The sequence below is a fragment of the Arthrobacter sp. NPDC058130 genome (genome assembly GCF_042884475.1).
In the GTDB taxonomy this organism is placed as follows: domain Bacteria; phylum Actinomycetota; class Actinomycetes; order Actinomycetales; family Micrococcaceae; genus Arthrobacter.
Genome location: NZ_JBHVTV010000012.1, coordinates 107,917 through 129,211 on the forward strand (window position 1 = coordinate 107,917; position 21,295 = coordinate 129,211).

Annotated in this window: 18 protein-coding genes; 9 read left to right on the forward strand and 9 right to left on the reverse strand. The window is 64.5% G+C overall.

The features are described 5' to 3' along the window. The first annotated feature begins 44 nt into the window (after positions 1–44). The 3 genes from ACFVTM_RS18245 to ACFVTM_RS18255 all read left to right on the forward strand — a co-directional run bounded on the left by ACFVTM_RS18245 (position 45) and on the right by ACFVTM_RS18255 (position 1,511). Positions 45–275: a hypothetical protein gene (locus ACFVTM_RS18245; protein ID WP_390205241.1), complete on the forward strand. Its 231-nt coding sequence runs from the start codon at positions 45–47 to the stop codon at positions 273–275. Between the two features lie 122 nt (positions 276–397). Further along, a complete protein-coding gene (locus tag ACFVTM_RS18250) occupies positions 398–1,057 on the forward strand; it encodes an SDR family oxidoreductase (protein WP_390205242.1) in 660 nt (219 codons plus the stop codon). 64 nt (positions 1,058–1,121) lie between these two features. Then, positions 1,122–1,511: a helix-turn-helix domain-containing protein gene (locus ACFVTM_RS18255; RefSeq protein WP_390205243.1), complete on the forward strand. Its 390-nt coding sequence runs from the start codon at positions 1,122–1,124 to the stop codon at positions 1,509–1,511. A gap of 306 nt (positions 1,512–1,817) precedes the next feature. On the opposite strand, the gene ACFVTM_RS18260 is transcribed toward ACFVTM_RS18255, so the two are convergent. From ACFVTM_RS18260 to ACFVTM_RS18285, 6 genes are all read right to left on the reverse strand, one after another. Further along, a complete protein-coding gene (locus ACFVTM_RS18260; protein WP_390205245.1) occupies positions 1,818–2,927 on the reverse strand; it encodes a hypothetical protein in 1,110 nt (369 codons plus the stop codon). 296 nt (positions 2,928–3,223) lie between these two features. After that, positions 3,224–4,852 (reverse strand): PucR family transcriptional regulator, encoded by a 1,629-nt coding sequence (locus tag ACFVTM_RS18265; RefSeq protein WP_390205246.1) that lies wholly within the window; start codon positions 4,850–4,852, stop codon positions 3,224–3,226. A gap of 566 nt (positions 4,853–5,418) precedes the next feature. After that, the gene (locus ACFVTM_RS18270; protein WP_390205248.1) at positions 5,419–7,188 is read right to left on the reverse strand and encodes an FAD-dependent oxidoreductase; all 1,770 of its coding nucleotides are present in this window, start codon (positions 7,186–7,188) and stop codon (positions 5,419–5,421) included. A 24-nt stretch (positions 7,189–7,212) separates the two neighbouring features. Then, positions 7,213–7,476: a UBP-type zinc finger domain-containing protein gene (locus ACFVTM_RS18275; protein WP_390205249.1), complete on the reverse strand. Its 264-nt coding sequence runs from the start codon at positions 7,474–7,476 to the stop codon at positions 7,213–7,215. Between the two features lie 856 nt (positions 7,477–8,332). Further along, a complete protein-coding gene (locus ACFVTM_RS18280; protein WP_390205250.1) occupies positions 8,333–8,905 on the reverse strand; it encodes an HdeD family acid-resistance protein in 573 nt (190 codons plus the stop codon). A 66-nt stretch (positions 8,906–8,971) separates the two neighbouring features. Beyond that, positions 8,972–9,844 carry a S1C family serine protease gene (locus ACFVTM_RS18285; protein WP_390205251.1) on the reverse strand — a complete coding sequence of 291 codons (873 nt, stop codon included), beginning with the start codon at positions 9,842–9,844 and terminating at the stop codon, positions 8,972–8,974. An 838-nt stretch (positions 9,845–10,682) separates the two neighbouring features. Here ACFVTM_RS18285 and dnaK point away from each other — a divergent pair. The 6 genes from dnaK to trxA are packed head-to-tail and all read left to right on the forward strand — an operon-like array spanning position 10,683 to position 17,447. Next, positions 10,683–12,581: a molecular chaperone DnaK gene (gene dnaK, locus ACFVTM_RS18290; protein WP_390205253.1), complete on the forward strand. Its 1,899-nt coding sequence runs from the start codon at positions 10,683–10,685 to the stop codon at positions 12,579–12,581. An 8-nt stretch (positions 12,582–12,589) separates the two neighbouring features. After that, on the forward strand, positions 12,590–13,135 hold the full coding sequence (locus ACFVTM_RS18295) for a nucleotide exchange factor GrpE (RefSeq protein WP_390205255.1): 546 nt from the start codon (positions 12,590–12,592) through the stop codon (positions 13,133–13,135). Beyond that, a complete protein-coding gene (locus ACFVTM_RS18300; protein WP_390205257.1) occupies positions 13,128–14,078 on the forward strand; it encodes a DnaJ C-terminal domain-containing protein in 951 nt (316 codons plus the stop codon). Before ACFVTM_RS18295 ends, ACFVTM_RS18300 begins: the two co-directional genes overlap by 8 nt. Then, the gene (locus tag ACFVTM_RS18305) at positions 14,075–14,389 is read left to right on the forward strand and encodes a chaperone modulator CbpM (RefSeq protein ID WP_390205259.1); all 315 of its coding nucleotides are present in this window, start codon (positions 14,075–14,077) and stop codon (positions 14,387–14,389) included. Before ACFVTM_RS18300 ends, ACFVTM_RS18305 begins: the two co-directional genes overlap by 4 nt. Beyond that, positions 14,386–17,022, forward strand: a complete 2,637-nt coding sequence (gene clpB, locus ACFVTM_RS18310) for an ATP-dependent chaperone ClpB (protein ID WP_390205261.1) — start codon at positions 14,386–14,388, stop codon at positions 17,020–17,022. The genes ACFVTM_RS18305 and clpB overlap by 4 nt, the downstream gene beginning before the upstream one ends. Beyond that, positions 17,019–17,447: a thioredoxin gene (gene trxA / locus ACFVTM_RS18315; RefSeq protein WP_390205263.1), complete on the forward strand. Its 429-nt coding sequence runs from the start codon at positions 17,019–17,021 to the stop codon at positions 17,445–17,447. The genes clpB and trxA overlap by 4 nt, the downstream gene beginning before the upstream one ends. Before the next feature lie 45 nt (positions 17,448–17,492). On the opposite strand, the gene ACFVTM_RS18320 is transcribed toward trxA, so the two are convergent. The 3 genes from ACFVTM_RS18320 to ACFVTM_RS18330 form a co-directional block, all read right to left on the reverse strand. Beyond that, a complete protein-coding gene (locus ACFVTM_RS18320; protein WP_390205265.1) occupies positions 17,493–18,821 on the reverse strand; it encodes an MFS transporter in 1,329 nt (442 codons plus the stop codon). 41 nt (positions 18,822–18,862) lie between these two features. Continuing rightward, a complete protein-coding gene (locus ACFVTM_RS18325) occupies positions 18,863–20,125 on the reverse strand; it encodes a nitrate/nitrite transporter (protein WP_390205267.1) in 1,263 nt (420 codons plus the stop codon). A 236-nt stretch (positions 20,126–20,361) separates the two neighbouring features. Then, positions 20,362–21,192, reverse strand: a complete 831-nt coding sequence (locus ACFVTM_RS18330) for an IclR family transcriptional regulator C-terminal domain-containing protein (RefSeq protein WP_390205269.1) — start codon at positions 21,190–21,192, stop codon at positions 20,362–20,364. Positions 21,193–21,295 lie beyond the last annotated feature (103 nt).

The window sequence follows — 21,295 nt, forward strand, 5'->3', positions numbered from 1 at the left end:
AACCTGGCCGACCCGATCGGGGTCGCAATGGCTAAGCGCCGGCCTTGGCCGCATCCACCTTCCGCGCGCTGCTGCAGAAAGCCCTCGACCTGTCCGGGGGGCCTGCCAACGGTGCCGCCTCCAACGTGCAGGTCTGGTTCGACGGCAAGCTCCTCTACTCCAGCCACCGGGTCGGGACCGGGTTCACGACCCTGACCTGCCTGCACCTGGGCGCGGAGCACCCTCGGCAGGTGGGCGACAGCGATAACGACGACGTCGTAATCAATGCCACATAACCCGCTTGCGCTATCACTTTGGACGCCAGGCCGCCCGGCAAAGTCAATTGTTTGGAGCAACGCCGCCGAATCTGATCGCGCAAAGGGTGCCGGGATGCCCGGACGTGGGACAGAATGGGTCCATGACCCGAATCGCAATCATCGGCGGCCACGGAAAAGTGGCTAGGGAACTCTCCAAAGTCCTGGCTGCGGACGGGCAGGAGGTCACCGCCATCTTTCGCAACCCCGAACACGCGTCCGACGTCGCGGCAACCGGCGCCACCCCACTCGTCCTGGACGTGGAGAATGCGACGACGGCCGAAATCGCCGAGGCGCTCTCGGGTCACGACGCCGTCGTATGGTCGGCCGGTGCCGGCGGCGGAAACCCCGGGAGGACCTACGCCGTGGACCGTGACGCCGCGATCCGCTCGATGGACGCTGCTGCCCAGTCCGGCGTCGACCGCTACGTCATGGTGTCCTATCTTGGAGCCGGACCGGACCACGGAGTGCCCCGGGACAACCCCTTCTTCCACTACGCGGAGGCCAAGGCTGCCGCTGACTCCTACCTGCGCGGCACCAGCCTGGGCTGGACCATCCTCGGCCCCGGCGCGCTCACGGACAAGCCGGGCAGCGGCCTGATAGACGTCCACGTCAACAAGCCCTGGCAGGCTGCCGAAACCGCCCGCGCCAACGTCGCCCTCGTCGCTGCGGCCGTCCTGGAGCTGCCCGCCGCAATCGGCCGGACTATCGGGTTCCGCGACGGCAGCCAGCCCATCGCTGCAGCCCTGGAGGCGGTGGCCTAGCCCGTTCGGGGAAAAGTGGGCACAAGGAGCAGCTGGCACTCATTATGGACTGCTGCTCGCCACGGTGGTCGCTGAAAGGCATCACCGTCATCTACCACAACCTCATGGAGTCCTAGGAGAACGGCGCCTCGGGCGGATAGCGCACGGTTCAAGGGTCGCCGAAAGGTTCAACCTCTCCCGTCGTTCCCTGTTCTACTTTTTCGAGAATAAAGAACTCCACTTGGGCGAGCGTATACGCGCCTTGAGAACGCGCAAAGCGCTGGAGCTCCTCCTTCGGGCCGACGCCCAAAGGATCACCTACGCAGAAATTGCGGCGTCGTGCGGATTTACCAACGTGCAAAGCATGCGCCGTGCGGTGAAAGAGTTTACCGGGATGAATGTGAGGGAGATCCACTGGTCCGAGACCGGCGTGCGTGTTGCGCTGCAGCAACTGCGGGAGTCGCTGACCCCCTAGCCCCTGACCGAATTGGCGGAGGGAGCTAAAGAACTCCCTCGCCATCGCCTCAAACGAATCATTTCCCCGGCTGGACCAAAACCTTCACCCACCCACGCCTTGCGCAGCGATCGTTGACCGCCTCACGTATGGCGCAACATCATCGAAACCGGCACCGACCCACTCCTACCCCCTCGCCCACACCCGCAACCGACTCGCGGAAGGGTCGGGAGAGAGCCGGCGGCGAAACACCACGGGCGCCACCGTGAAGGCGACCGTGGGAGAAACGAAACAAGGACAGGCTGGCCCGCCTCCGGCAAGGCCGGATTATTCGCCTTCGTCGACCGACTGGCGACGATGGCGTTCCCGTTGGCCGTACGCCGCCCGAAGAATGTCGTCCTTTGACTCGAATCCCGAGCCCAACGCACCACCGATGAGCGCCGCCGATGTCGTCATCCAGGCGACTTCCACAAAGTCCCAAACATTCACCGGATGTTGCAGGGTCAGCGCCAATAAGACATCGTCGATAGTGAACGCCGCGGCCAGCAGCACGGCCACGAACAGCAGGATGTAGCTGATCACAACGCCGATCATCAACGACCACACTGTGGAAGTGTTATACAAGGAAGCCTTGTACCGTTCGAGCGGATCGTCGCGCCGGGGGCTTTCCCACAGATCGTGTTGGGTGATGATCCAGAACACCATCGAACTGATCGAAAGGACCATCAGCAACGTCAGTCTCGGCGCCCCCAGCAGGTCAGCGAGTTGCCAGATTGTGTTAGTGACAAGCGCGAAGGCGCCTGTGGCGATCGCGGCTGCCATTGCGCTTCTCAATCCGAGGGCCAGCCGCCACGGACGGTTCGCCCGCAGCATGCCCGCCAGCAACCTTCCGCGGCCGAGGCGGGTTGCTGAGACGTAACGGAACCCAATCGGCCCGTCGTCAAGAACAGCGGTCTCGATGTGCCGCGATTGGTGCAGCGAGGGCGGACCGAATGCCCCGGCGTCATCCTCGGGATCGAAGTGGCGGTGCATCGCCCAGCCGAGGTCGGCGACGGCAGTGCGGACCCGGCGGTCGATGTTGACGGCACCGAGCGCGGGCAAGGAAACCAGGGAAATCGGCTCCCCGAGCGCAACTTCCGCGACCACAGTCCGGCCCTCGAAACGAATCGGAAGATCGGTCAAGCAGACCATGACATCCCATCCGCGGCGGATCCGGTGCTTCGCCATGGAGTCCAGCATCGGCGCCAACCCATTGCCCGCCGTAAAATCCTGGTATTCGATCACCACGGACCAGTCGTGGCGCTCATCGGCAAGGTTGAGCAGATGGACCACTTCGCGGCCGTTGCGCTCAGCAAACTCGGCTGTGACCTCCGGTTCGGCGAGCACGCCCAAGGTACGGGCGCTGATACGGTTTACGTCGCCCGAACTGTCCGGCACGCCCGGCCTCCTATGGTTCCGTGTCTATGACCAGCGAACTGGATGTCTCCGTCGACGTGGACACCGGTTCCCGATGCCTGACTCCGTCGGGTGCGCTCCGGGCCGCCGCGGTTCGTGGTGCTGCCGGCTTCCCGTGCTCGCTCGGTCAGGGTCTACCGGCCGCGGCCTCACCTGAGAGTTCCTCTGCCCGCCATGGATGCCGCATTGCCCCGCCTGTCCGGAAGCTGCCCGCAGTCGAATCCGGCGGGTCTACCGGCACCCCGCTGACCGCGGCGATGCGGCCGATTGAGGCCTGGCTATGGGACGTGAAACGGGGCGCCGTGCGGACGAAGGCGCCATGCGCGCGTTGCGACGTGCAGGTTTAGTCGGGTCTCGGGATCGGCAAGGTCGAAGCCGGTGATCTGCCGGACGGACTTCATGCGGTAACGCAGAGTGCTTCGATGGATGGTCAGGCTCTGGGCCGTGCTGTCATAGTTGCCGCCGTGGTCCAGATACTGGGCCAGGGTTTGCACCAGGTGAGACCCCCGGTTGTCGTCGGCGCGTTGAAGGGCGCCGAGCCACTCGTCGATATAGCCGGCCAGATCCGGTTCGCCCCCAGCTGGGTCCAAGATGCGGTAGATCCCCAGTTGATCAAAGCGGGTGACGCCGTAGCGATCGCTTGAACCGGCCCGAATGTGCAGCGCGTGCAGGGCTTCCGAGAAGGAGCGCGGAATCTGGGCGACATCCAGGCTTGGACCGCCGATGCCCATGGCGCCGGTGGCACTTCGCAGGATCCTGGCGACAACGGCAAAGACCTCGGCGCCCAACGGACTTCCACGGACCACGGCAACAGCCATGTCCGAGCGCCGTGAAACGAGCGCGGATGTGCGGAGCTCTAGGAACGTCCTGCGCAGTGCCACCACCACGGTATCGTCAGTTCTTGGCGGCTGCCACTCCGCCACGATGACGTGCTGCGGACCACTGATGTCATATCCCAATGCCTCGGTGCGAATGCCTGCGGTCGCGCCATCCATTCCGGACACGAGTTCGTCCACGAGGTCGCGCCCCAGCTTTAATTCCAGCCGGGCCAGGCTCCGGCGGTGCGACAACTCGACCTCCAACAGCCGCGTGGCATACTTCAAAGCGAAGACGTTGCTGGCTGTGACCGGCCGGTCGGTTTCCAGCATGCAAATAGCCCCCAGCACCTCGCCGTGCGACAGGGCCAGGGCAACGAGCCTTCGCGGTTCGCGTACTGGTGAGCCGGAGGCAAGCCAGAGCTGCGCAGTCCGCGACCTGGCCGCCGCGCCAAGCCTGGGGTAAGGGCGGCTGGACCCGATCCCAGCCGCCGCCCTGATATGCCCGAACGCGTCCTCAATACAGATGGGCCGGCCCGTCAGCCGTGAAAGCACCTCCGCCAAGCTGCCGTCCTTGGACTCATTGTCCCCGAGGTCGGAAGTCGCGCGCTCGTCCAAGGCATCCCGGATCCTGGCTTGTTCTTCAAGCTCAAGTACCGTCGCTGAGAGGGACAGGATACGCTGATCCATGTCGTCACGGCGGAGCAGCTGACTAATTGAGTCATTCGGGAGTTGCCCTGAGGATCCCCTAACGTGAGTCCTTCCCGTCGTCCCCGCAACTGTCCGGAGCTGCATCAGCTGCGGGAGATCCGGAGGGCAGGCGGCGGACAGCACCAGACACCCGTTCAGCTCGCCACCGGCGGCAACGGTGAACAGTGCATATCGCCAGCCCGCCCTTTCGCCGGGAAGAACGGAGTCCCGGCCGTTGAGGTGCCGGACGTCTTGATCCTGCGGTAACGCCGGGCGTTCGGGGACGGGGTCCAACTGGCCATTCACCGCGAGGTAACGGTCCTTGACCTCACAGAACGACATGCCCGACACCGCCTGCGCGGCCGTGTTGAGGATTTCCTCGGCCACACGTTGATCGAACATATTGATCCTCGTCTCTGTCCACGGCAAAGGGGACCATCCAAGGGATACAAGCCTGGGCAGACCGTAATCCGTTGCCCTCTGTGATCGAGATTCGGCTCAAGCCGCTTGTCCCGATCACGGAGTCCAGAATCGACCATTTTCGGGTCCCACGGTATGCCGTCCTGAAAATGAACCTCGACGGCAGGGATCGGCATACCAACACCACCAAAACTACGCCCGTATATCGCCATTGTTAAGCTCTCGTCATGTCCCTGCGGATTGCCGTCAGCGCTGGTCGCTCAACGGCATTTCGGGACGTAATCGACGCTTCCACGGCATCGTCCAGTTCCTCGGCCGCCAGCAGGTGTGGGCGCAGTAAGGACGACTGAGCCCCTGCGCGGTCGACAGGCCCTGTATTTACGGCACCGCATCTGGCCGGAGGCACGCGACGCAGATATCAACGCCAGACAAAGGCTTTCTTGGCCTCCAGCCGGATCTGCGATTCGATCATCCATATCGGCGAGGCACAACTTATTGGCCGCGGCGACTTGACTGAAAATCTCGAAATTGGTGCCGGGCGTCGTCCGTCATAGCCTGCCGGCCCCTTGTGCTGGACGTTCACCGTCCCTCACTCCAACGCGCGCCGGACCATCCCGGAGGAGGCGTAGGTGCTCGTGGATCATTGCCACTGCTGTTGAGCCTTCACCGGCGGCAGCCGTTACACGTTTCACCGATCCATGCCGAACATCGCCGGCGGCGAACATTCCGGGCACGCTGGTTTCCAAGGGCAGCCGTCTGCGTCCCAGATGGCTGAACCCAGGAGGAAGGTCCTCGAGATCAGCCCCGGTGAGAACAAAGCCGTCGCTATCCAGGGCGAGGGTGCCCTGCAGCCATTCTGTGTGCGGCTTGGCCCCGATGAAGATGAAGAGGTACCGGGAGTCGAAGATGCGCTGCTCGCCTGTGGCTCCCAGATCGACGACGATCCGTTCAAGGACGCCTGAACCGTCCACGCCCACGATGTTGGCCCCCAGCAACACCTCTATGCCCGGGTGCTCTTCGATCCGTTCCGCGAGGTACCCCGACATGCCCGCGCGGAGGTCCGCCCCGCGCACCACCAGCCGCACTGGTGCTGCCGTGCCAGCCAGGAACAGCGCGGCCTGTCCCGCAGAGTTTCCGCCGCCGACGACGGTCACCGGCTGCAACCCGCACAGCCTGGCCTCATGGACAGTGGCGGCGTAGAAGACACTGATCCCCTCGAATTCCTCCAGCCCCGGGACTGGCAGTCGGCGGTAACGAACCCCGGTTGCAAGGAGCGCGGCCCGTGATGTGGCAGGCCCGCTCTCGTGGAACTCGGCTCGGAACTCGCCGTCCCTCAACTCGATGGTGCGTGCCCGGCAGGCAACGTTGATCTGGACTCTGAATTTGCGGGCTTGAATGATCGCTCTTTCAGTGAGTTCCCCGCCGGAGATCCCGGCGGGAAAGCCGAGGAAGTTCTCGATCCGCGGCGACGTGCCGGCCTGCCCACCTATCGCGTGGCCTTCCTTAAGGAGGACCGACAACCCGTCGGATGCCGCGTAAACGGCAGCCGCCAAGCCGGACGGCCCGGCCCCGATCACCATGAGATCGTAGGAGGCCGAATGCTCTTTCACAGCCCGTAAGCCCATGGCAACGGCCAGATCTGCATTTGAAGGGTTTCTGAGGACCCGCGAGGCGCCAAGCACCACTGCGGGCAGGTCGTTCGCAAGGATCCCGGCCCGGTCCAGGATGGCCTCGGCCTGTTCGTCGTTCTCCAGATCGACCAACCGGTGGGGCAGGCGGTTCGCGGCAGCGAATTCCAAGAGGCGAACGGTGTCACGGCTGAAACGGGATCCAACGATGCGGATGCCCGCGCCCGAGCTGATCAGCAGGATCCGGCGCTGAAGATAGGCCCGCAGGATGGTCTCGCCCACCTCGGCGTCCGTCAGCACCACGCGGCGCAAATCATCCCCGCTGATCTGGAGCACTTCTCCTGCCTCAGCGGACACAGTGCTGAGAAAGGCCGGTTGCCCCTCGACCAGGCCCAATTCCCCAAGGAACCGTCCCGGACGATGAACTTCGAGGATCCGCGTGCCTGGGTCCACCTCAGCAGGCTGTCTGCTCCCGGCGGCATGCAGCCCCTCCACGACCAGTACGGTGCCCTGCAGTATGACGAAGAAATCAGTGTCGAAGTCTCCCTCCTGTATGAGGACTTCTCCGGCTGAGACAACCCGGACGGTTCCGGCACGGCCCAACAATTCGATCTGGGCTTGGCCGAGCCGTGGATAAGCGCCCGAGACGTCCGGCGTCTCGGTCATGGTCGAGCCTGCGATAGGTTCCATCAGCTGATTGCGCCCGCCGGTTCCCTAGACGAATGCCTCATGGGGATAGCACCAGCGCCAGTCCTCGCCGGGCTCCAGGGAACGAACGATTGGATGCGACTCGGTGGCGTGAGCCCGGGCGTGCCGCATAGGTGAAGAATCACAACACCCGACGTGGCCGCAGGAGAGACACAAACGCAGATGAACCCACGGAGTGCCCAAAGACAGACACTCCTCGCAGCCCTGCGGTGTGCGGACCCGCACCGGACGAATCTGTGCAAGATGTGGGTCAAGTATTCCGCGAATCATGTTGCCTCCTCCTAAGCCGGTCCGCCCATGGATCCGGCATCGCCGCGACAGCTGGCAATAAGCATTGCGTTGGCACTGACCGGCGGCATAGGGCGCCGGCGTGGGACGAGGCGAGTGGGTGCACCTGTTAAGGCACAGTAGTAGACCCGGCCCACTGGCCTGTCAAGTGGCGTCCGGGAGATCCGGGTCGAGCAGGGAAGTAGACGATGGCGGGATCCAGGCGGTCTGCTGGTTCGACGGGATCAGGCTGACCGGGATTAGGCCCCGCAAGCCAGAAGCTCTACCGCCAAGGTGTACTGCCCAGGCAGGTTAGTTAGGCGGCTGATGGGCGGGTGGCCTCCGATTGCGGTGTGGGGTCTGTGGACTCGTCCATGTCTGTCAAACCGCGTTCATCGTTGCCGCTGAGTCGGTGAGCGTCCGGGGCCGCCAACGAGCGGCCTCCGGGATCTGGGAGGCGGTGAGGGACCTGCGGGCGTCGACGCCAAGATTGTTGCTGCGTACCAGAGCGTTGAGCGCATTGACTGATCGGGTGCGGTCACCGCTCATGGAACTGCGGGCGGTGGTCAGGATCCCCGGTGCGTTTGTCCACGTGGTGCAGTCGGGTCAGCCGGCACAGGACCGCATGCACTGTCGAGGCGGGCATGCCCAGCTTTGCCCCTAGCGACCGGCCCCAGCCGTTGCTTCCAGCGCAGATGCACGACCTTGCGAACGAGCCGCTGCGGGGTCCGGTTCGTCACGGGTGCATTGGCGTGGGACATGAGGACCTCCTGGTCGCCTCCGCGGTTGTCTAGGCAACTCCACTGTGCAGCCGGAGGTCCTCACTCATCCGTCAACGACTCCAGCGAGTCATCGCCTTTCAGCCCATCGAGAGCCTTGTATCAGGGCTTTCGCCCAACCTGCGCAGTCCGACACCAGAGGCGATCAGGAGTACTCCGAGGAGAATTGCGAAGAACGAGAGCAGCCCCAGGAGACTAAGTATGCCTGCGCCGGGAAGAATCACCAGGAAGAGTCCGAAGAGGGTGGTGATGATACCTGTGATCAGCCAGAGCCACCATGACCCGAAAGTACTTTTGACTTCAATAGCCAGCGCTATTTGGGAGGCGCCGAGCATAACCGCCCACAGGCCAATAACGATTGTCAGCGAGAGGGCGGTGATGTCTGGCCAGACGAACGCGACGAGACCCGCGAGCACAGAGATGATGCCGCCCACTAGTTGCCATACGGACCGGCGCCTCTTGCGCGTGATGTAGTGCACGATGTTGGTTACGCCGTCCAAGACAGCGTAGATTCCGAAGAGGATCACCAGTGCGAGTACGGAGACACCGGGCCAGAGGACAACCAGAATGCCGAATAGAACGGCCGCAATGCCCCGGATAATCAACGCAGTTCCTGATCCCTTAGACAGTTGTTGTGCCAATGGGTCGGCCATGGCCACACCTCTGTTCCTGGAATTGATGTAATCGTAGTCTTGCTGGCCGGGGCCACACGAAAGGGTTTATCCCGCCGTTGCGGTGCTGCCCAGTGTGACTTTCACTGATTTTGTGTCCTGCCCGCGCTGAAACCCGATGTCAGACTGCTGGCCTGGCTCTTTCTTGCGGACAGCGGCAAGAAGGTCGGTCACACTGGCGATCTTCTGCCCGTCGAACTGGGTGATGATGTCACCTGGCTGTAATCCCGCTTTGGCTGCCGGTCCCCCTTGGGTAACTGCGATGACCAGCGCGCCCGAGGTTGTGGGGAGGTTAAAGCGGTTTGCGATCTCCGGGGAGATGTCGGTCGGAATGATTCCAAGGACCGGGTGTGTGGCAACTCCACTCTTGAGTATCTGGTCCGCTACGTCGGTCACGGTGGCCGCGGGAGTCACGAACCCGATCGACACGGCGCCCGAACTGGGTGGCAGATACGCTTCTGAGAGTCCGATGATCTCCGAGCTGCTGTTGACCACGGCCCCACCGGAATTGCCCGGGGAGATGGGCGCGTCCGTCTGGATAAGGTCAATAAGCCCCTGGGGCGATCCTTCGGACGGTGGCACATTGCGGTGAAGGGCGGAAACAATGCCCGCCGTGACGGTCTGCTCCAGCCCCAGTGGACTGCCGATAACAACCGCCAGCTGCCCAACTGCGGGAAGCGCCGTCGAGAACTTGGCGGCCGGAAGGTTGCCCCGGTCAGCCTTCACCACTGCCACATCGGTTGGGTCGTCAACACCGACGACGGTGGCCGACGCCTGGGATCCGTCCGCGAAGTGGATCCGGACGCTCTTGAACGGCTTCTTTTGCTGGTCCTCCACCACGTGGGCGTCCGTGACGATGGTGCCGTCGCTGCGGTAGACCACTCCGCTGCCGATTCCGCCTGATGTTTCGATCGTGACCACAGAGGGCTCGACTTCCCTTACGATCCTAGGAACGGCTGAAAGGTCCCCTGTGGAACTGGAACCCCCAGCGCTGGCGGATTGTGATGCCGGAGCCGGAGGCGACCCTGTGCACGCCGACCCGAATATGAGTAACCCCGCGCCGAGGGCGGCGGACCAGGCCCTCCTGCGTCCCGGCGCTGGGAGCGAGCCCGTTCCCTCGGCAGCCGTTGCGCTGCTCATATTCATTGGATTCCCGTTGCTTTCTCTGGCTGTTTACGGAAATAGGTAACGGGTTGAGTCTCCTCTACCGCGGTGACCTCCGCATGGCCCCGGAACGCCTAAAAGCCGCCCGCATTTGAATCCGCCAGGTCAACTCAGCTACCTCGTGCGCGCTTCGCTCTCCCGCGTGGCCGGGGTCTGCAATCCCCGCGCCAGAAGCGGGTGGCGTGCGTACAAGTTGAGGCGGGTCTCCGGGTCAGCAGGGCGCGGCTGTCGTTTTTGGACCGGCAAGCCGGAGGCGAGCCAGAGCTGCGTCGGTCGCGGGCGATGACCTGCAGTCTCTCCGCAGCTGAGGGACTCGTTCGTGGGCGACATATGTGTGGCGGCCGATCCTCGAATAATTGCAGCGCTTTAGAGGATACGCCCGGTGAATTAGTCCTGGTAGGTCAATTCGCTCGAGCATGTTGGACCCTATGGGGCCATGTCGTCGCTCGCGTCCAAGGGCAGACTCGACCCTATAAGGCCCCATGACAAGCCCTTTGAGCCTCGTGGCCCAGCAGGACTGGGCGTGGAGTCATGCGGTGCAACTTCGGGCGGACGTCGCCACAGGACCGGTCGCCCTCTAAGACCGGAGTGAGTCATGGCCAAAGCAGTAGGAATTGATCTCGGAACAACCAACTCGGTGATCGCCGTCTGGGAAGGCGGGGAAGCCCGCGTCATACCCAACGCGGAAGGAGCCCGGACCACTCCGTCAGTTGTGGCGTACACGGACAGCGGTGAACGCCTTGTGGGGCAACTGGCCCGGCGGCAGGCGATTCTGAACCCCAAGGGAACCATCACGTCGGCCAAGCGGTTTATCGGCCGGCACTATGATGAGATCTCGGATGAAGCCAAGGCCGTGAGTTTCGACGTCGTAGCGGACGACAACGGCGTGGCGCGTTTTCAGGTTCAGGGCAAGAAGGTCGCACCCGAAGAGGTGAGCGCGCTCGTCCTCCGCAAGCTAGTGGACGACGCCGCGAAGCAGTTGGGCGAAAAGATAACGGAGGCCGTTATTACGGTTCCCGCGTACTTTAACGACGCACAGCGCACCGCGACCAAGGACGCGGGCAAGATTGCCGGGCTGGAAGTCCTGCGCATCATCAACGAACCCACTGCCGCGGCCCTGGCCTACGGCATTGACAAGCGTGAGCATGAGACGGTGCTGGTGTTCGACCTGGGCGGCGGAACCTTCGATGTGAGCCTCTTGGACGTCGGCGACGGGGTAGTGGAGGTCCGCTCAACCGCGGGCGACTCACACCTCGGTGGCGACGATTTTGACCGCCGGCTTGTCGACTACCTCGCCGATGACTTCCAGAAGGAGTCCGGCATCGATCTCCGATCGGACCCCCAGGCATTGCAGCGTCTGTTCGAAGCGGCCGAGAAGGCCAAGGTTGAACTCAGTTCGGTCGCCCAGACGCAGGTCAATCTTCCCTTTGTTACGGCCGATGCGACGGGCCCCAAGCACCTGACCACCACCATCCGGCGGTCCGTCTTCGAGGACCTTACCCACGACCTCGTCGAGCGCACGATGGGGCCGGTGCAGCAGGCGATGACGGACGCCAAAGTCACGGCCAATGACATCGACGAAGTGATTCTGGTGGGCGGCTCCACCCGCATTCCTGCCGTACAGAACCTCGTGCGGCGGCTGACGGGCGGCAAAGAGCCGAATATGAGCGTCAATCCGGACGAAGTGGTGGCCATCGGCGCGGCGATCCAGGCCGGCGTGCTCAAGGGCGAGGTCTCCGATGTCCTGCTGCTGGATGTCGTACCGCTTTCCCTGGGTGTTGAGACCCGAGGCGGCGTCATGACCAAGATCATCGAACGCAACACGACCATCCCCGCCCGGCGCAGTGAGGTCTTCTCCACAGCGGAGGACAACCAGCCCGCCGTTGACGTGGTGGTCCTCCAGGGCGAGCGTGAGCTGGCGGCGGACAACCGGGTGCTGGGACGGTTCCAGCTGAGCGATATCCGTCCGGCGCCTCGCGGGGAACCGCAGGTGGAGGTCACGTTCGACGTCGATGCCAACGGCATTCTGAACGTCACCGCGCGTGACAAGGACACGGGCAAGGAGCAGGGCATCACCATCAGTGAAGGCTCCAACCTCGACGCCAAGGAAGTCGAGCGCATGATTGCCGAGGCGGAATCCCACAGGAGCGAGGACGTGCAGAACCGGGAGCGGATCGATACTCTCAACGAGCTCGATGCGGTGGCCTACCGCGTTGAGCGGACGGTGAACGAACTCGGTGACGCGGTCCAGGCGCACGACAAAGCCCGGGCGGAACTGCTGATCGGGCAGGCACGCGATGCGGTCAGCAACCAGGCGGAGGTGTCGACGGCGAGGGAACTCATCTCCGAGCTTCAGCAACTGCAGGCGGCGCTGAGTGCCTCGGCTGCCTCCGCGGCGACTGCAGGGGCGGCCCAGGGAGCCGCATCTCAATCCGGAGCGTCGAACGCCGTAGATGACGATGACATAGTCGATGCAGAATTCGATCGTGGCTAGGAGTGGCCATGAGCGACCAGGCAGGGCCGGCTGAGCAGGCCCATCCAGGAAGTGACGCGGCAGCGGCGGCCGCACCCGATGAGAAGGAAACCGAAGCGGCAGCACATGCGGAAGCGCTGGCCAAGATGGAGGACCAGTGGCGTCGCGCGTTGGCCGACAACGACAACCTGCGGAAGCGCGCCGTCCGCGACGGCACCCAGCAACGGGCCCAGGAGCGCGCCGCGGTTGCCTTGGCATGGTTACCGATTTTGGACAATCTCGAACTGGCCCTGGCCCACGCACCGGCGGGGGCGGAGGACCCGCTCGTGGAGGGCATAGCCTCAATCCGGAAACAGGCCATCGATACCTTGGCCCGTTTGGGCTATCCCCGGATCGACGCCGAGAACGTCCCCTTCGATCCCCGCGTCCATGAGGTTGTCAGCGTGGTGGAAACTGACGACGTTCCCCCTGGGACCCTAGTAAGCGTGCTGCGTCCTGGCTACGGAGGCCCTGACAACGCTCTCCGGCCAGCCGCCGTCGTGGTGAGCCGGGCGGTGACCCCGGACCGTGGCTAAGGATCACTACTCGGTTCTCGGAGTCCCGCGCACAGCGAAGCCCGACGAAATCCAGCGCGCCTACCGCAAACTGGCAAGGAAATACCATCCGGACGTCAACCGCGAGCCGGATGCCGCCGATAAGTTCAAGGAGATAGGCGAGGCCTACGACACCTTGTCGGATCCCGAGACCAGGACGCGTTATGACCGGTTCGGCGCCGACTACCGGCAGTACGCAGGCAGCGGCGTCAGCCCGGGGGGCAGCGGCGGGCGTTGGGGTTCAGGGGGCCCCCGGCCCGGCCCGCGGCCTGGCCCGCGCCCGGGACGCGGCGGGTACGGCAACGCCGACGTCGATATGGGAGGCGACGTCGATTGGGAGGATCTGCTCGGGGGCTGGTTCCGGCAACAGGCAGGGGGCCCGGCCCAGGGTGCTGACCACGAAGCAGAGCTATGGCTGACCCTCGAAGAAGCTGTCCGTGGCGGAAAGCGCACCATCAGGCTGGCCCAGCCGGACGGTGAGACCCGCAATTATGACGTCGACGTGCCTGCCGGCGTGCTGGATGGGCAGCGTATCCGTCTGGCCGGGGAAGGCGCTACGGGCCGCGAAGGGGGCCCACCCGGCGACCTCCTACTGACCGCGCGGATCCAGCCCGACTCCAGGTACCGGCTTAAAGGCCGGGACATCTACTTCGACCTCCCGGTGACGCCCTCGGAGGCCGCACTCGGGTCCAAGATCAAGGCAAGGGCGCCAGCGGGCGCGGTGACCATCACCGTGCCCGAAGGCTCCTCCAGCGGCCGCCGGCTGCGGCTGCGAGGGCAGGGCATGCCCAACCCGCGTGGATTACCGGGGAACCTGTACGCGGAGATCAAGATCATGGTGCCCCCGAGCCTTAACAGGGAGGAGCGCAAGCTGTACGAGAAACTGGCCAGCGCCTCCGACTTTAGTCCCAGGGAGGAGGGATGAGCCGAGTGTATGCGCTCGCTTACCCGTGGCGCCTAAATCTTGAGGCGGTGGCACGCAGCAGCGGAGTCCACCCCGACGTCGTCATGCGGTTCGTAGATCTGGATTTGATTCGCCCACTGGGCGATGCCCCGGGCGGGCCCTGGTTCAGCCCGCGGGCCCCGGAGCTCATAGCGCACGTCATGAGACTCCATTCGGAGTTGTCGCTGAACTACGCGGCAATCCCGTTGGTACTCGATCTGTTGGTGCGGGTTGACTCGCTTGAACGACGACTGGTTGAAATCACGCAGATCGAAGGGACCGGTTCACGATGAACATGGAGAGTTTGACGCAAAAGTCGCAGGAGGCCTTGGCAGAGGCTCAGCGGATAGCCCAACGCAGTGGGCACACTGAGACCGACGGCGAACACCTGCTGTTGGCCCTGCTGGAGCAGGAAAATGGCCTTGTCCCGCGCCTGCTCGTGGGCATGCAGGTGGATGTGGATGAGTTGAAGGCTGCTGTTGAAACCGAGCTGAGGCGCAAGCCAAAGGTCACCGGCCCGGGGGCAGCGCCGGGGCAGGTGTACGTGAGCCGCAGGCTCGGCACACTCCTCGATGCCGCGGAACGTGAAGCCAAACGGCTCAAGGACGAGTACGTTTCGGTGGAACACCTACTGGTCGCGTTGGCGGAGGAAGGCCGGTCCACGGCAGCCGGCAGGGTGCTGGCCGAGCATGGAATCACCCGCGAGGCGTTCCTCTCTGTCCTGACCCAGATCAGGGGAAACCAGCGCGTCACCTCGGCAACGCCGGAGCAGACCTACGAGGCGCTGGAGAAATACGGCCGCGATCTGGTGGCGGATGCCCGCACCGGAAAGCTGGACCCGGTCATCGGCCGCGACGCGGAAATCCGGCGCGTCGTCCAGATTCTTTCGCGCAAGACCAAAAACAATCCGGTGCTTATCGGCGAGCCTGGAGTCGGCAAGACCGCCATTGTTGAGGGACTGGCCCAGCGGATCGTCCGGCAGGATGTGCCGGAAGGGTTGAAGGACAAGACCATCTTCTCCCTCGACCTGAGCGCCCTCGTGGCAGGCGCCAAGTACCGCGGCGAGTTCGAGGAGCGGCTGAAGGCGGTGCTGGCCGAGGTTCTGGCGGCAGAAGGCAGGATCCTGCTCTTCGTCGACGAGCTGCACACCGTCGTCGGCGCCGGAGCGACCGAGGGATCAATGGACGCCGGGAACATGCTGAAGCCAATGCTGGCCCGCGGGGAGCTGCACATGATCGGGGCGACCACCCTCGACGAATACCGTAAACACATCGAGTCGGACGCGGCCCTAGAACGCCGCTTCCAGCCGGTCCTCGTTGAGGAACCCGACGTGGAGGATGCCATATCCATCCTCCGCGGGCTGCGGGAACGGCTGGAGGTGTTCCACGGCGTGCGGATCCAGGATAGCGCTTTGGTGGCCGCGGCCACCCTGTCCCACCGGTACATCACTGACCGCTTCCTCCCGGACAAGGCCATTGACCTCGTGGATGAGGCGTGCGCCCGGCTGCGGACGGAAATTGATTCGATGCCGGCGGAACTGGATGAGCTCACCCGAAAGGTCACGCGGCTTGAAATAGAAGAGGCGGCACTCTCCAAGGAGACCGATCCGGCCAGCAAGACCCGGCTCGAGGAGCTGAGGCGTGAATTGGCGGACCTGCGCGCCGAGGCAGACGCGAAGAGAGCCCAATGGGAAGCCGAGCGCCAGGCGATCCACAAGCTGCAGGAAATCCGCAGTGAACTGGAGCGGGTGCGCCAGGAGGCCGAGGAAGCCGAGCGAAACTACGACCTCAACCGGGCGGCGGAGCTACGCTACGGCAGATTGGCCGACCTCGAACGGCGGCTGGCCGCCGAGGAGGAACGGCTGACCGCGAAACAGGGTGAAAAACGCTTGCTCCGCGAGGTTGTGACGGAGGACGAGATCGCCGACATCGTCGCAGCCTGGACAGGCATACCAGTCGCAAGGCTGAAGCAGGGCGAACGTGAAAAAGTCCTGCACCTGGATGAAATTCTTCGCGCCCGTGTTGTGGGGCAGGAAGAAGCGATTAGCGCGGTGTCGGACGCCATCATCCGCGCCCGCTCCGGTATCCGGGATCCCCGCCGGCCCATCGGCTCCTTCATCTTCCTCGGTCCGACAGGCGTCGGGAAGACCGAGCTTGCAAAGGCTCTGGCTGCGGCGCTCTTCGACAGCGAGAACGCAATGATCCGGCTGGACATGAGTGAGTACCAGGAGCGCCACACCGTGAGCCGCCTGCTGGGGGCGCCTCCTGGCTACATCGGTTACGACGAAGGCGGTCAGCTCACGGAAGCGGTGCGCCGGAAGCCGTACTCGGTGGTGCTGTTCGATGAGGTGGAAAAGGCCCATCCGGACATTTTCAACACCTTGCTGCAGGTGCTCGACGATGGAAGGATTACGGACTCGCAGGGCCGGACCGTCGATTTCCGCAATACCGTGATCATCATGACCTCCAATATCGGCTCCCAGTATCTTCTGGAGGGTTCGGCCGAAGGCGGGGCGATCACCGAGGAGGCGCGCGGCATGGTGATGGGCGAGCTCCGGGCGCATTTCCGCCCCGAGTTCCTCAACCGCGTGGACGATACGGTCCTGTTCGCGCCGCTGGGACTGCCGCAAATCGAACGCATCGTTGATCTGCAGTTCCAGCAGCTGCGGCAGCGGCTGGCCGAGCAGCAAATAGAGCTGCACCTGACCGAGGATGCGCGCCTTCTGATAGCTGAACGCGGCTTCGATCCGATCTACGGAGCCCGGCCCCTGCGCCGCTACATTTCCCATGTGGTGGAAACACAGGTGGGCCGGGCCTTGCTGCGTGGCAGCATCGCGGAAGGCGGAGTGGTCACGGTGACCGCAGCCGGAGGGGAACTAGTGGTTGACTACAGCACGATGGAGCTGGAAGAGGCCGGAACGGCATGAACAAGGCCATCATCAAATGTCCCCATTGCGGCAAATCCAACCGCGTTCCGGCCGTCGCCGACGGCCGGCCACGCTGCGGGAGTTGCCACCGGGAGCTTCCCTGGGTGGTTGAAGCGGGCGACGAGGACTTCGGCGAGATCGCCGAACGGTCCGGCGTTCCGGTACTGGTGGACTTTTGGGCGGTGTGGTGCGGACCCTGCCGGATGGTGAGCCCCGTGCTGGACCAGTTGGCACACGAACGCGCTGGGCAGATCAAACTTGTGAAGGTCGACGTGGACCACTCGCCACAGCTCTCCGCCAGATTCGCCATTCAGGCAGTGCCAACGTTGATGGTCATCGTCGACGGCAAGATCGTCGCGAGGCAGGCCGGCGCAGCTCCCGCACCGGTGCTGAGATCCTGGTTGGAGGGGGCACTCACGAAGTAGCTCAAGGACAGCGGACGACGGCGGGCGGTTTCCCGTCATCGTCCCTTATGGCCGCGGGTGTCCAAGTTTCAGATGGTTGGATTGGGTTCGGGGCGCGCCTTTTGGGGCGTCTGCACTGTCGAGGATGCTAGGGCTCCAACTTTGGGGGCTTCCCGGCATCCGATGACGGGCAAGCGCTGCGAGCAGCGCGCAGGCGATGTAGGCCCCCAGCACCACGCACCATCCAGCCATGAAGCCGTTGAACGCAGTCAGCAGCCCTCCCATGGCCAAGGGCCCGGCGGCGAAGCCGAGATACAGCCCGACCGCCACCCGGCCGGAGGCTGCGCCCACCTTGCCGGGAGGGACATCGCGCATCATGCCCGCCATGACCACCACGTTTATTGCGAGACCCATGGCCCCGTGCAGAAGCACCCCGCACCAGAGCAGGACGCCTGACTGCGTCGGACCTGCGGCCAGCAGGAGGGCCGCGCCGGCGGCGGCACCCAGACCCAATGTGACTAGCAGCGTGAACGAACTGCCCTTTCCCACGATCCGCTGTCCCCACACAATGCGGGACGCCACGCCGACGACGCCGGCAACTGCCGCCGTCAGCCCCCCGAGGACGAGGGAGAAGCCGACTTCACGTTGCGCGAACAGGGGGAGATACACGTTGGTCGCCTGGATGCCGAAACCGGAAAGCAGAGCGTAGGCCGCGTAAACCCAGACTGTGCCCGGAAGGCGCACTTTGCCGCCTTTCGCTGCGCCGGCAGCCCGCGGAGAAGTAGCGCGTCCTGCCGACACAACGTCCGGCGATGGTGCCGTGGATCGCACGGCAGCCGGGGAATCCGGGACAGCGGACGCCGGGCCCGCGGACACCGGAATCAACTGCCAGGCCACGATGAGGAGGACCAGGGCAAGGGCGCTGCTGAATCCGGCCGCGCTCCGCCACCCCGCCACTAAGGCCACAGCGGGGAAGGCGATCCCGGCCAGGAACTGGCTACCCTGCACGCCGGACTGCTTGACCCCGATCCAGCCCGCTCGTCTGTGCGCAGGCACATGGTCCATCACCAGGCGGTTGGTGGCCGGGTTGGAGAGTGCTTGGGCGGCACCTGAAAGAACCACGGCCGCCACCAGCCCGAGGAAGTTGCCGGATATTGCAACCAGCACCATCGCCACTGCCGCGCCGCCGAAAATCAGGCAGATCTGGGTCCTGCCCCGCATCCGGTCGCTGAAACGGCCGAACACGCCCGAACTGACCCCGGCAGCCAGAAAACAGACGGTGGCAAGCAGCCCGAACTCGCCTGGCGATATCTGCAGGCTGTCGATGACCAAGCTGCTGGTCGCGCTCAGGCCGTACATCAGGAGCGGCCCCACGCCCATGGCGCAGCTCAGCACGAACAGCAGTCCCGCCGCCGGTTTCTGCTGCCGCTTGGCTGCTATGACTCTGCCCTGACGACAACCTTGACCTCGTCGGGGCGTTCGTTGACGAAGTACATGGCGACCATGCCGATGAGCGGTCCGACGGCGAGAGTGCCCAAGGCGGCCATGAAGTTGTTGCTGGTCGCGGCGAAGACGGCGCCGACCGCGACGGGCACGAGGACGCTGCCGAGCTGCCACACCGCGTTGGTGAGGCCGGCCGCGGTTCCGACCATCTCGCTGCTGACGAGCCGGGGGATCAGGGCCACGATCAGCGGCAGGTAGCAGTAGGCGGACAGACCCAGCAGCGGCGCGGCGATGAGGAACGCCGGAACGGTGTCCAGCATGCCAAAGACGATCAGCATCACGGCGAAGCAGCCCAGCACGATCATCGTGGGCACCCGGCGGGCACCGTTGAACCGGTCCGCCACGAGCCCGATGATCGGTTTGCCGAACACGCCCAGGGCGGCGAAGAGTGCCACGATGATGCCGGCGGTGGCCGGGGCCACGCCGTGGCCCTTGATCATCAGGGCGTTGGACCAGATCACGAAGCCGTATGTTCCCCAGAATCCGCCGAAACCGGCCAGACCGACGAGCAGCAGGTTGCGGTTGCCCGAGAGGGTGCGCCAGGCGGACGGACGTTTGGGGCTGCCAGCGGGATCGGTGGCGATCGCCACGACGGGACCGGGGCGCAGGACGAGGTGGCAGATGATGCCGGACACAATCGAGATCGCGCCGAACAGGTGGTAGGAGGCGCCCCAGCCTGACTGGGCGATCAGGAACGGCACGGCAAAGTTGGCGATCACGACGCCCAGCGACGTCGCCGACGTGAAGATGCCCATCACCTTGCCGAGTTCCTCCGGGCGGAACCAGCTCGAGAGCAGCTTGATCCCGGCGGCATAGTCAGCGCCGGCAAAGAAGCCGACGACGCCCTGTACCGCGATGCCGACAACAGCGGAGGTGGTCGAGCCGAAGACCATCATGAAGGCGCCGGCGCCGATCATCGAGATCGTGATCAGGCGCCGGCCGCCGATCTTGTCGGTCAGGAACCCACCGCCGGCATTGGAGACGACGTACCCGATGTAGTAGGTCGTGGCGAAAATTCCCAGGCTGGCGAGCGGAACAGCCAGACTTTCACCCACGAAGACCGACGACGGCCCCCAGGTTGAGCGGTCCACGGACGTCATGGTGAAGGCAAACCAGCAAAGGAAGAGAACCGTCCAGCGGTATCCCTTACGGGTCGTGGGTGGGGACGAGAGGGACGAGGTCAAGGCTGTTGTCACGTCGAAACTTCCTGTCAGCTATGCGGCAGTGGGCGTGGAAATAACGCCCGTGCGCGGAGGATGTTGCGGCGCTTCCGGGGCTGGCCCCACGGGTGGGAGGGCTCACGGGGCATCGTCGTCCCCGCGGTCCCGTACGGGCGTCGCATTGAAAGAATCTAGCAACGGTGATCAGCGTCACGCAAGAAAAACGTCCATTAAGAGTTCAAATGCGCGCAAAGCGGACGTAGATCGCCGGCTCAGGACTCGATGCCGCTCCTGAGCTCCAGCGAGATCCGACCGGCGCACTCCTGCAGGCGGGGAACGAACTCGGCGGTCATGACCCGCTGGGGCATGGCGGCGCTGTGCAGGGACGCGCTCAGGGCCGCCGCGACGGAGCCATCCCGGGCATAGAGCGGGACAGCGACTGCGCGGACGCCGACGTCGAGCAGCTGGTCCACGTAACTCCAGCCCTGCTCCCGGACCGCGTCCAGCGCAAGGGCAAGATCTTCCCGTTCGGCGGCATCCAGATGATGCGCCCCCTGGCCGTGCTCGGCGCTGTCCAGATAAGCGACCAGCCTCTCCGGAGGCAGCGATGCCAGCAATACCCGGCCCAGCCCCGTCCGGTGGGCGGAGATCCGCGATCCCACTCTGATCGCGACAGCCAGCGCACTGGGGGCATTTACCCGGTGGACGTAGCGGACGTCAGGGCCATCCAGCACGGCCACCGAAACGGAGGCGCCCAGCGCGCGGGCAAGCCGCTCCGCATGGGGGCGCACGACGTCGGCCAGCGAGAGCTTTGGCAGGTAGGAATACCCCAGCTCAAGGACCTTCGGCGTGAGCTCGTACTGCCGCCCGGAGGAGGTGACATAGCCCAGGTCGACAAGGGTGTGCAGGAAGCGGCGCGTTGCGGACCGGGGGAGCCCGCAGCGCTTCGCCACCTCCGTCAGGTTCATCGTGGGATGGTCAGCGCCGAACGCGCTCAGTACGGCGATGCCCCGCTCCAGCGACTGGACCAGATCCTTGGGGCGGGCACCCCGCAGCCCGGCCCTCGCGGGGTCTTCCGAGACGGCGAAGCCTTCGTGACGCATACTTTGCCCTCTTTCGGTTCAGGCTTTCAGTTCAGGGGGTCGCTGGATCGAGTGTACCGGGATGCGGGCTTGACGCCTCGGGGTAAGCGGTGTCACAGTTCTA

What these genes read in the sequence shown, in the direction of transcription:
- ACFVTM_RS18250 (WP_390205242.1), top strand. Translation starts at nt 398, where the DNA reads ATGACCCGAATCGCAATCATCGGCGGCCACGGAAAAGTGGCTAGGGAA.
- ACFVTM_RS18265 (WP_390205246.1), bottom strand. Translation starts at nt 4,852, where the DNA reads ATGTTCGATCAACGTGTGGCCGAGGAAATCCTCAACACGGCCGCGCAG.
- ACFVTM_RS18270 (WP_390205248.1), bottom strand. Translation starts at nt 7,188, where the DNA reads ATGGAACCTATCGCAGGCTCGACCATGACCGAGACGCCGGACGTCTCG.
- ACFVTM_RS18275 (WP_390205249.1), bottom strand. Translation starts at nt 7,476, where the DNA reads ATGATTCGCGGAATACTTGACCCACATCTTGCACAGATTCGTCCGGTG.
- ACFVTM_RS18280 (WP_390205250.1), bottom strand. Translation starts at nt 8,905, where the DNA reads ATGGCCGACCCATTGGCACAACAACTGTCTAAGGGATCAGGAACTGCG.
- dnaK (WP_390205253.1), top strand. Translation starts at nt 10,683, where the DNA reads ATGGCCAAAGCAGTAGGAATTGATCTCGGAACAACCAACTCGGTGATC.
- ACFVTM_RS18295 (WP_390205255.1), top strand. Translation starts at nt 12,590, where the DNA reads ATGAGCGACCAGGCAGGGCCGGCTGAGCAGGCCCATCCAGGAAGTGAC.
- ACFVTM_RS18305 (WP_390205259.1), top strand. Translation starts at nt 14,075, where the DNA reads ATGAGCCGAGTGTATGCGCTCGCTTACCCGTGGCGCCTAAATCTTGAG.
- clpB (WP_390205261.1), top strand. Translation starts at nt 14,386, where the DNA reads ATGAACATGGAGAGTTTGACGCAAAAGTCGCAGGAGGCCTTGGCAGAG.
- trxA (WP_390205263.1), top strand. Translation starts at nt 17,019, where the DNA reads ATGAACAAGGCCATCATCAAATGTCCCCATTGCGGCAAATCCAACCGC.
- ACFVTM_RS18330 (WP_390205269.1), bottom strand. Translation starts at nt 21,192, where the DNA reads ATGCGTCACGAAGGCTTCGCCGTCTCGGAAGACCCCGCGAGGGCCGGG.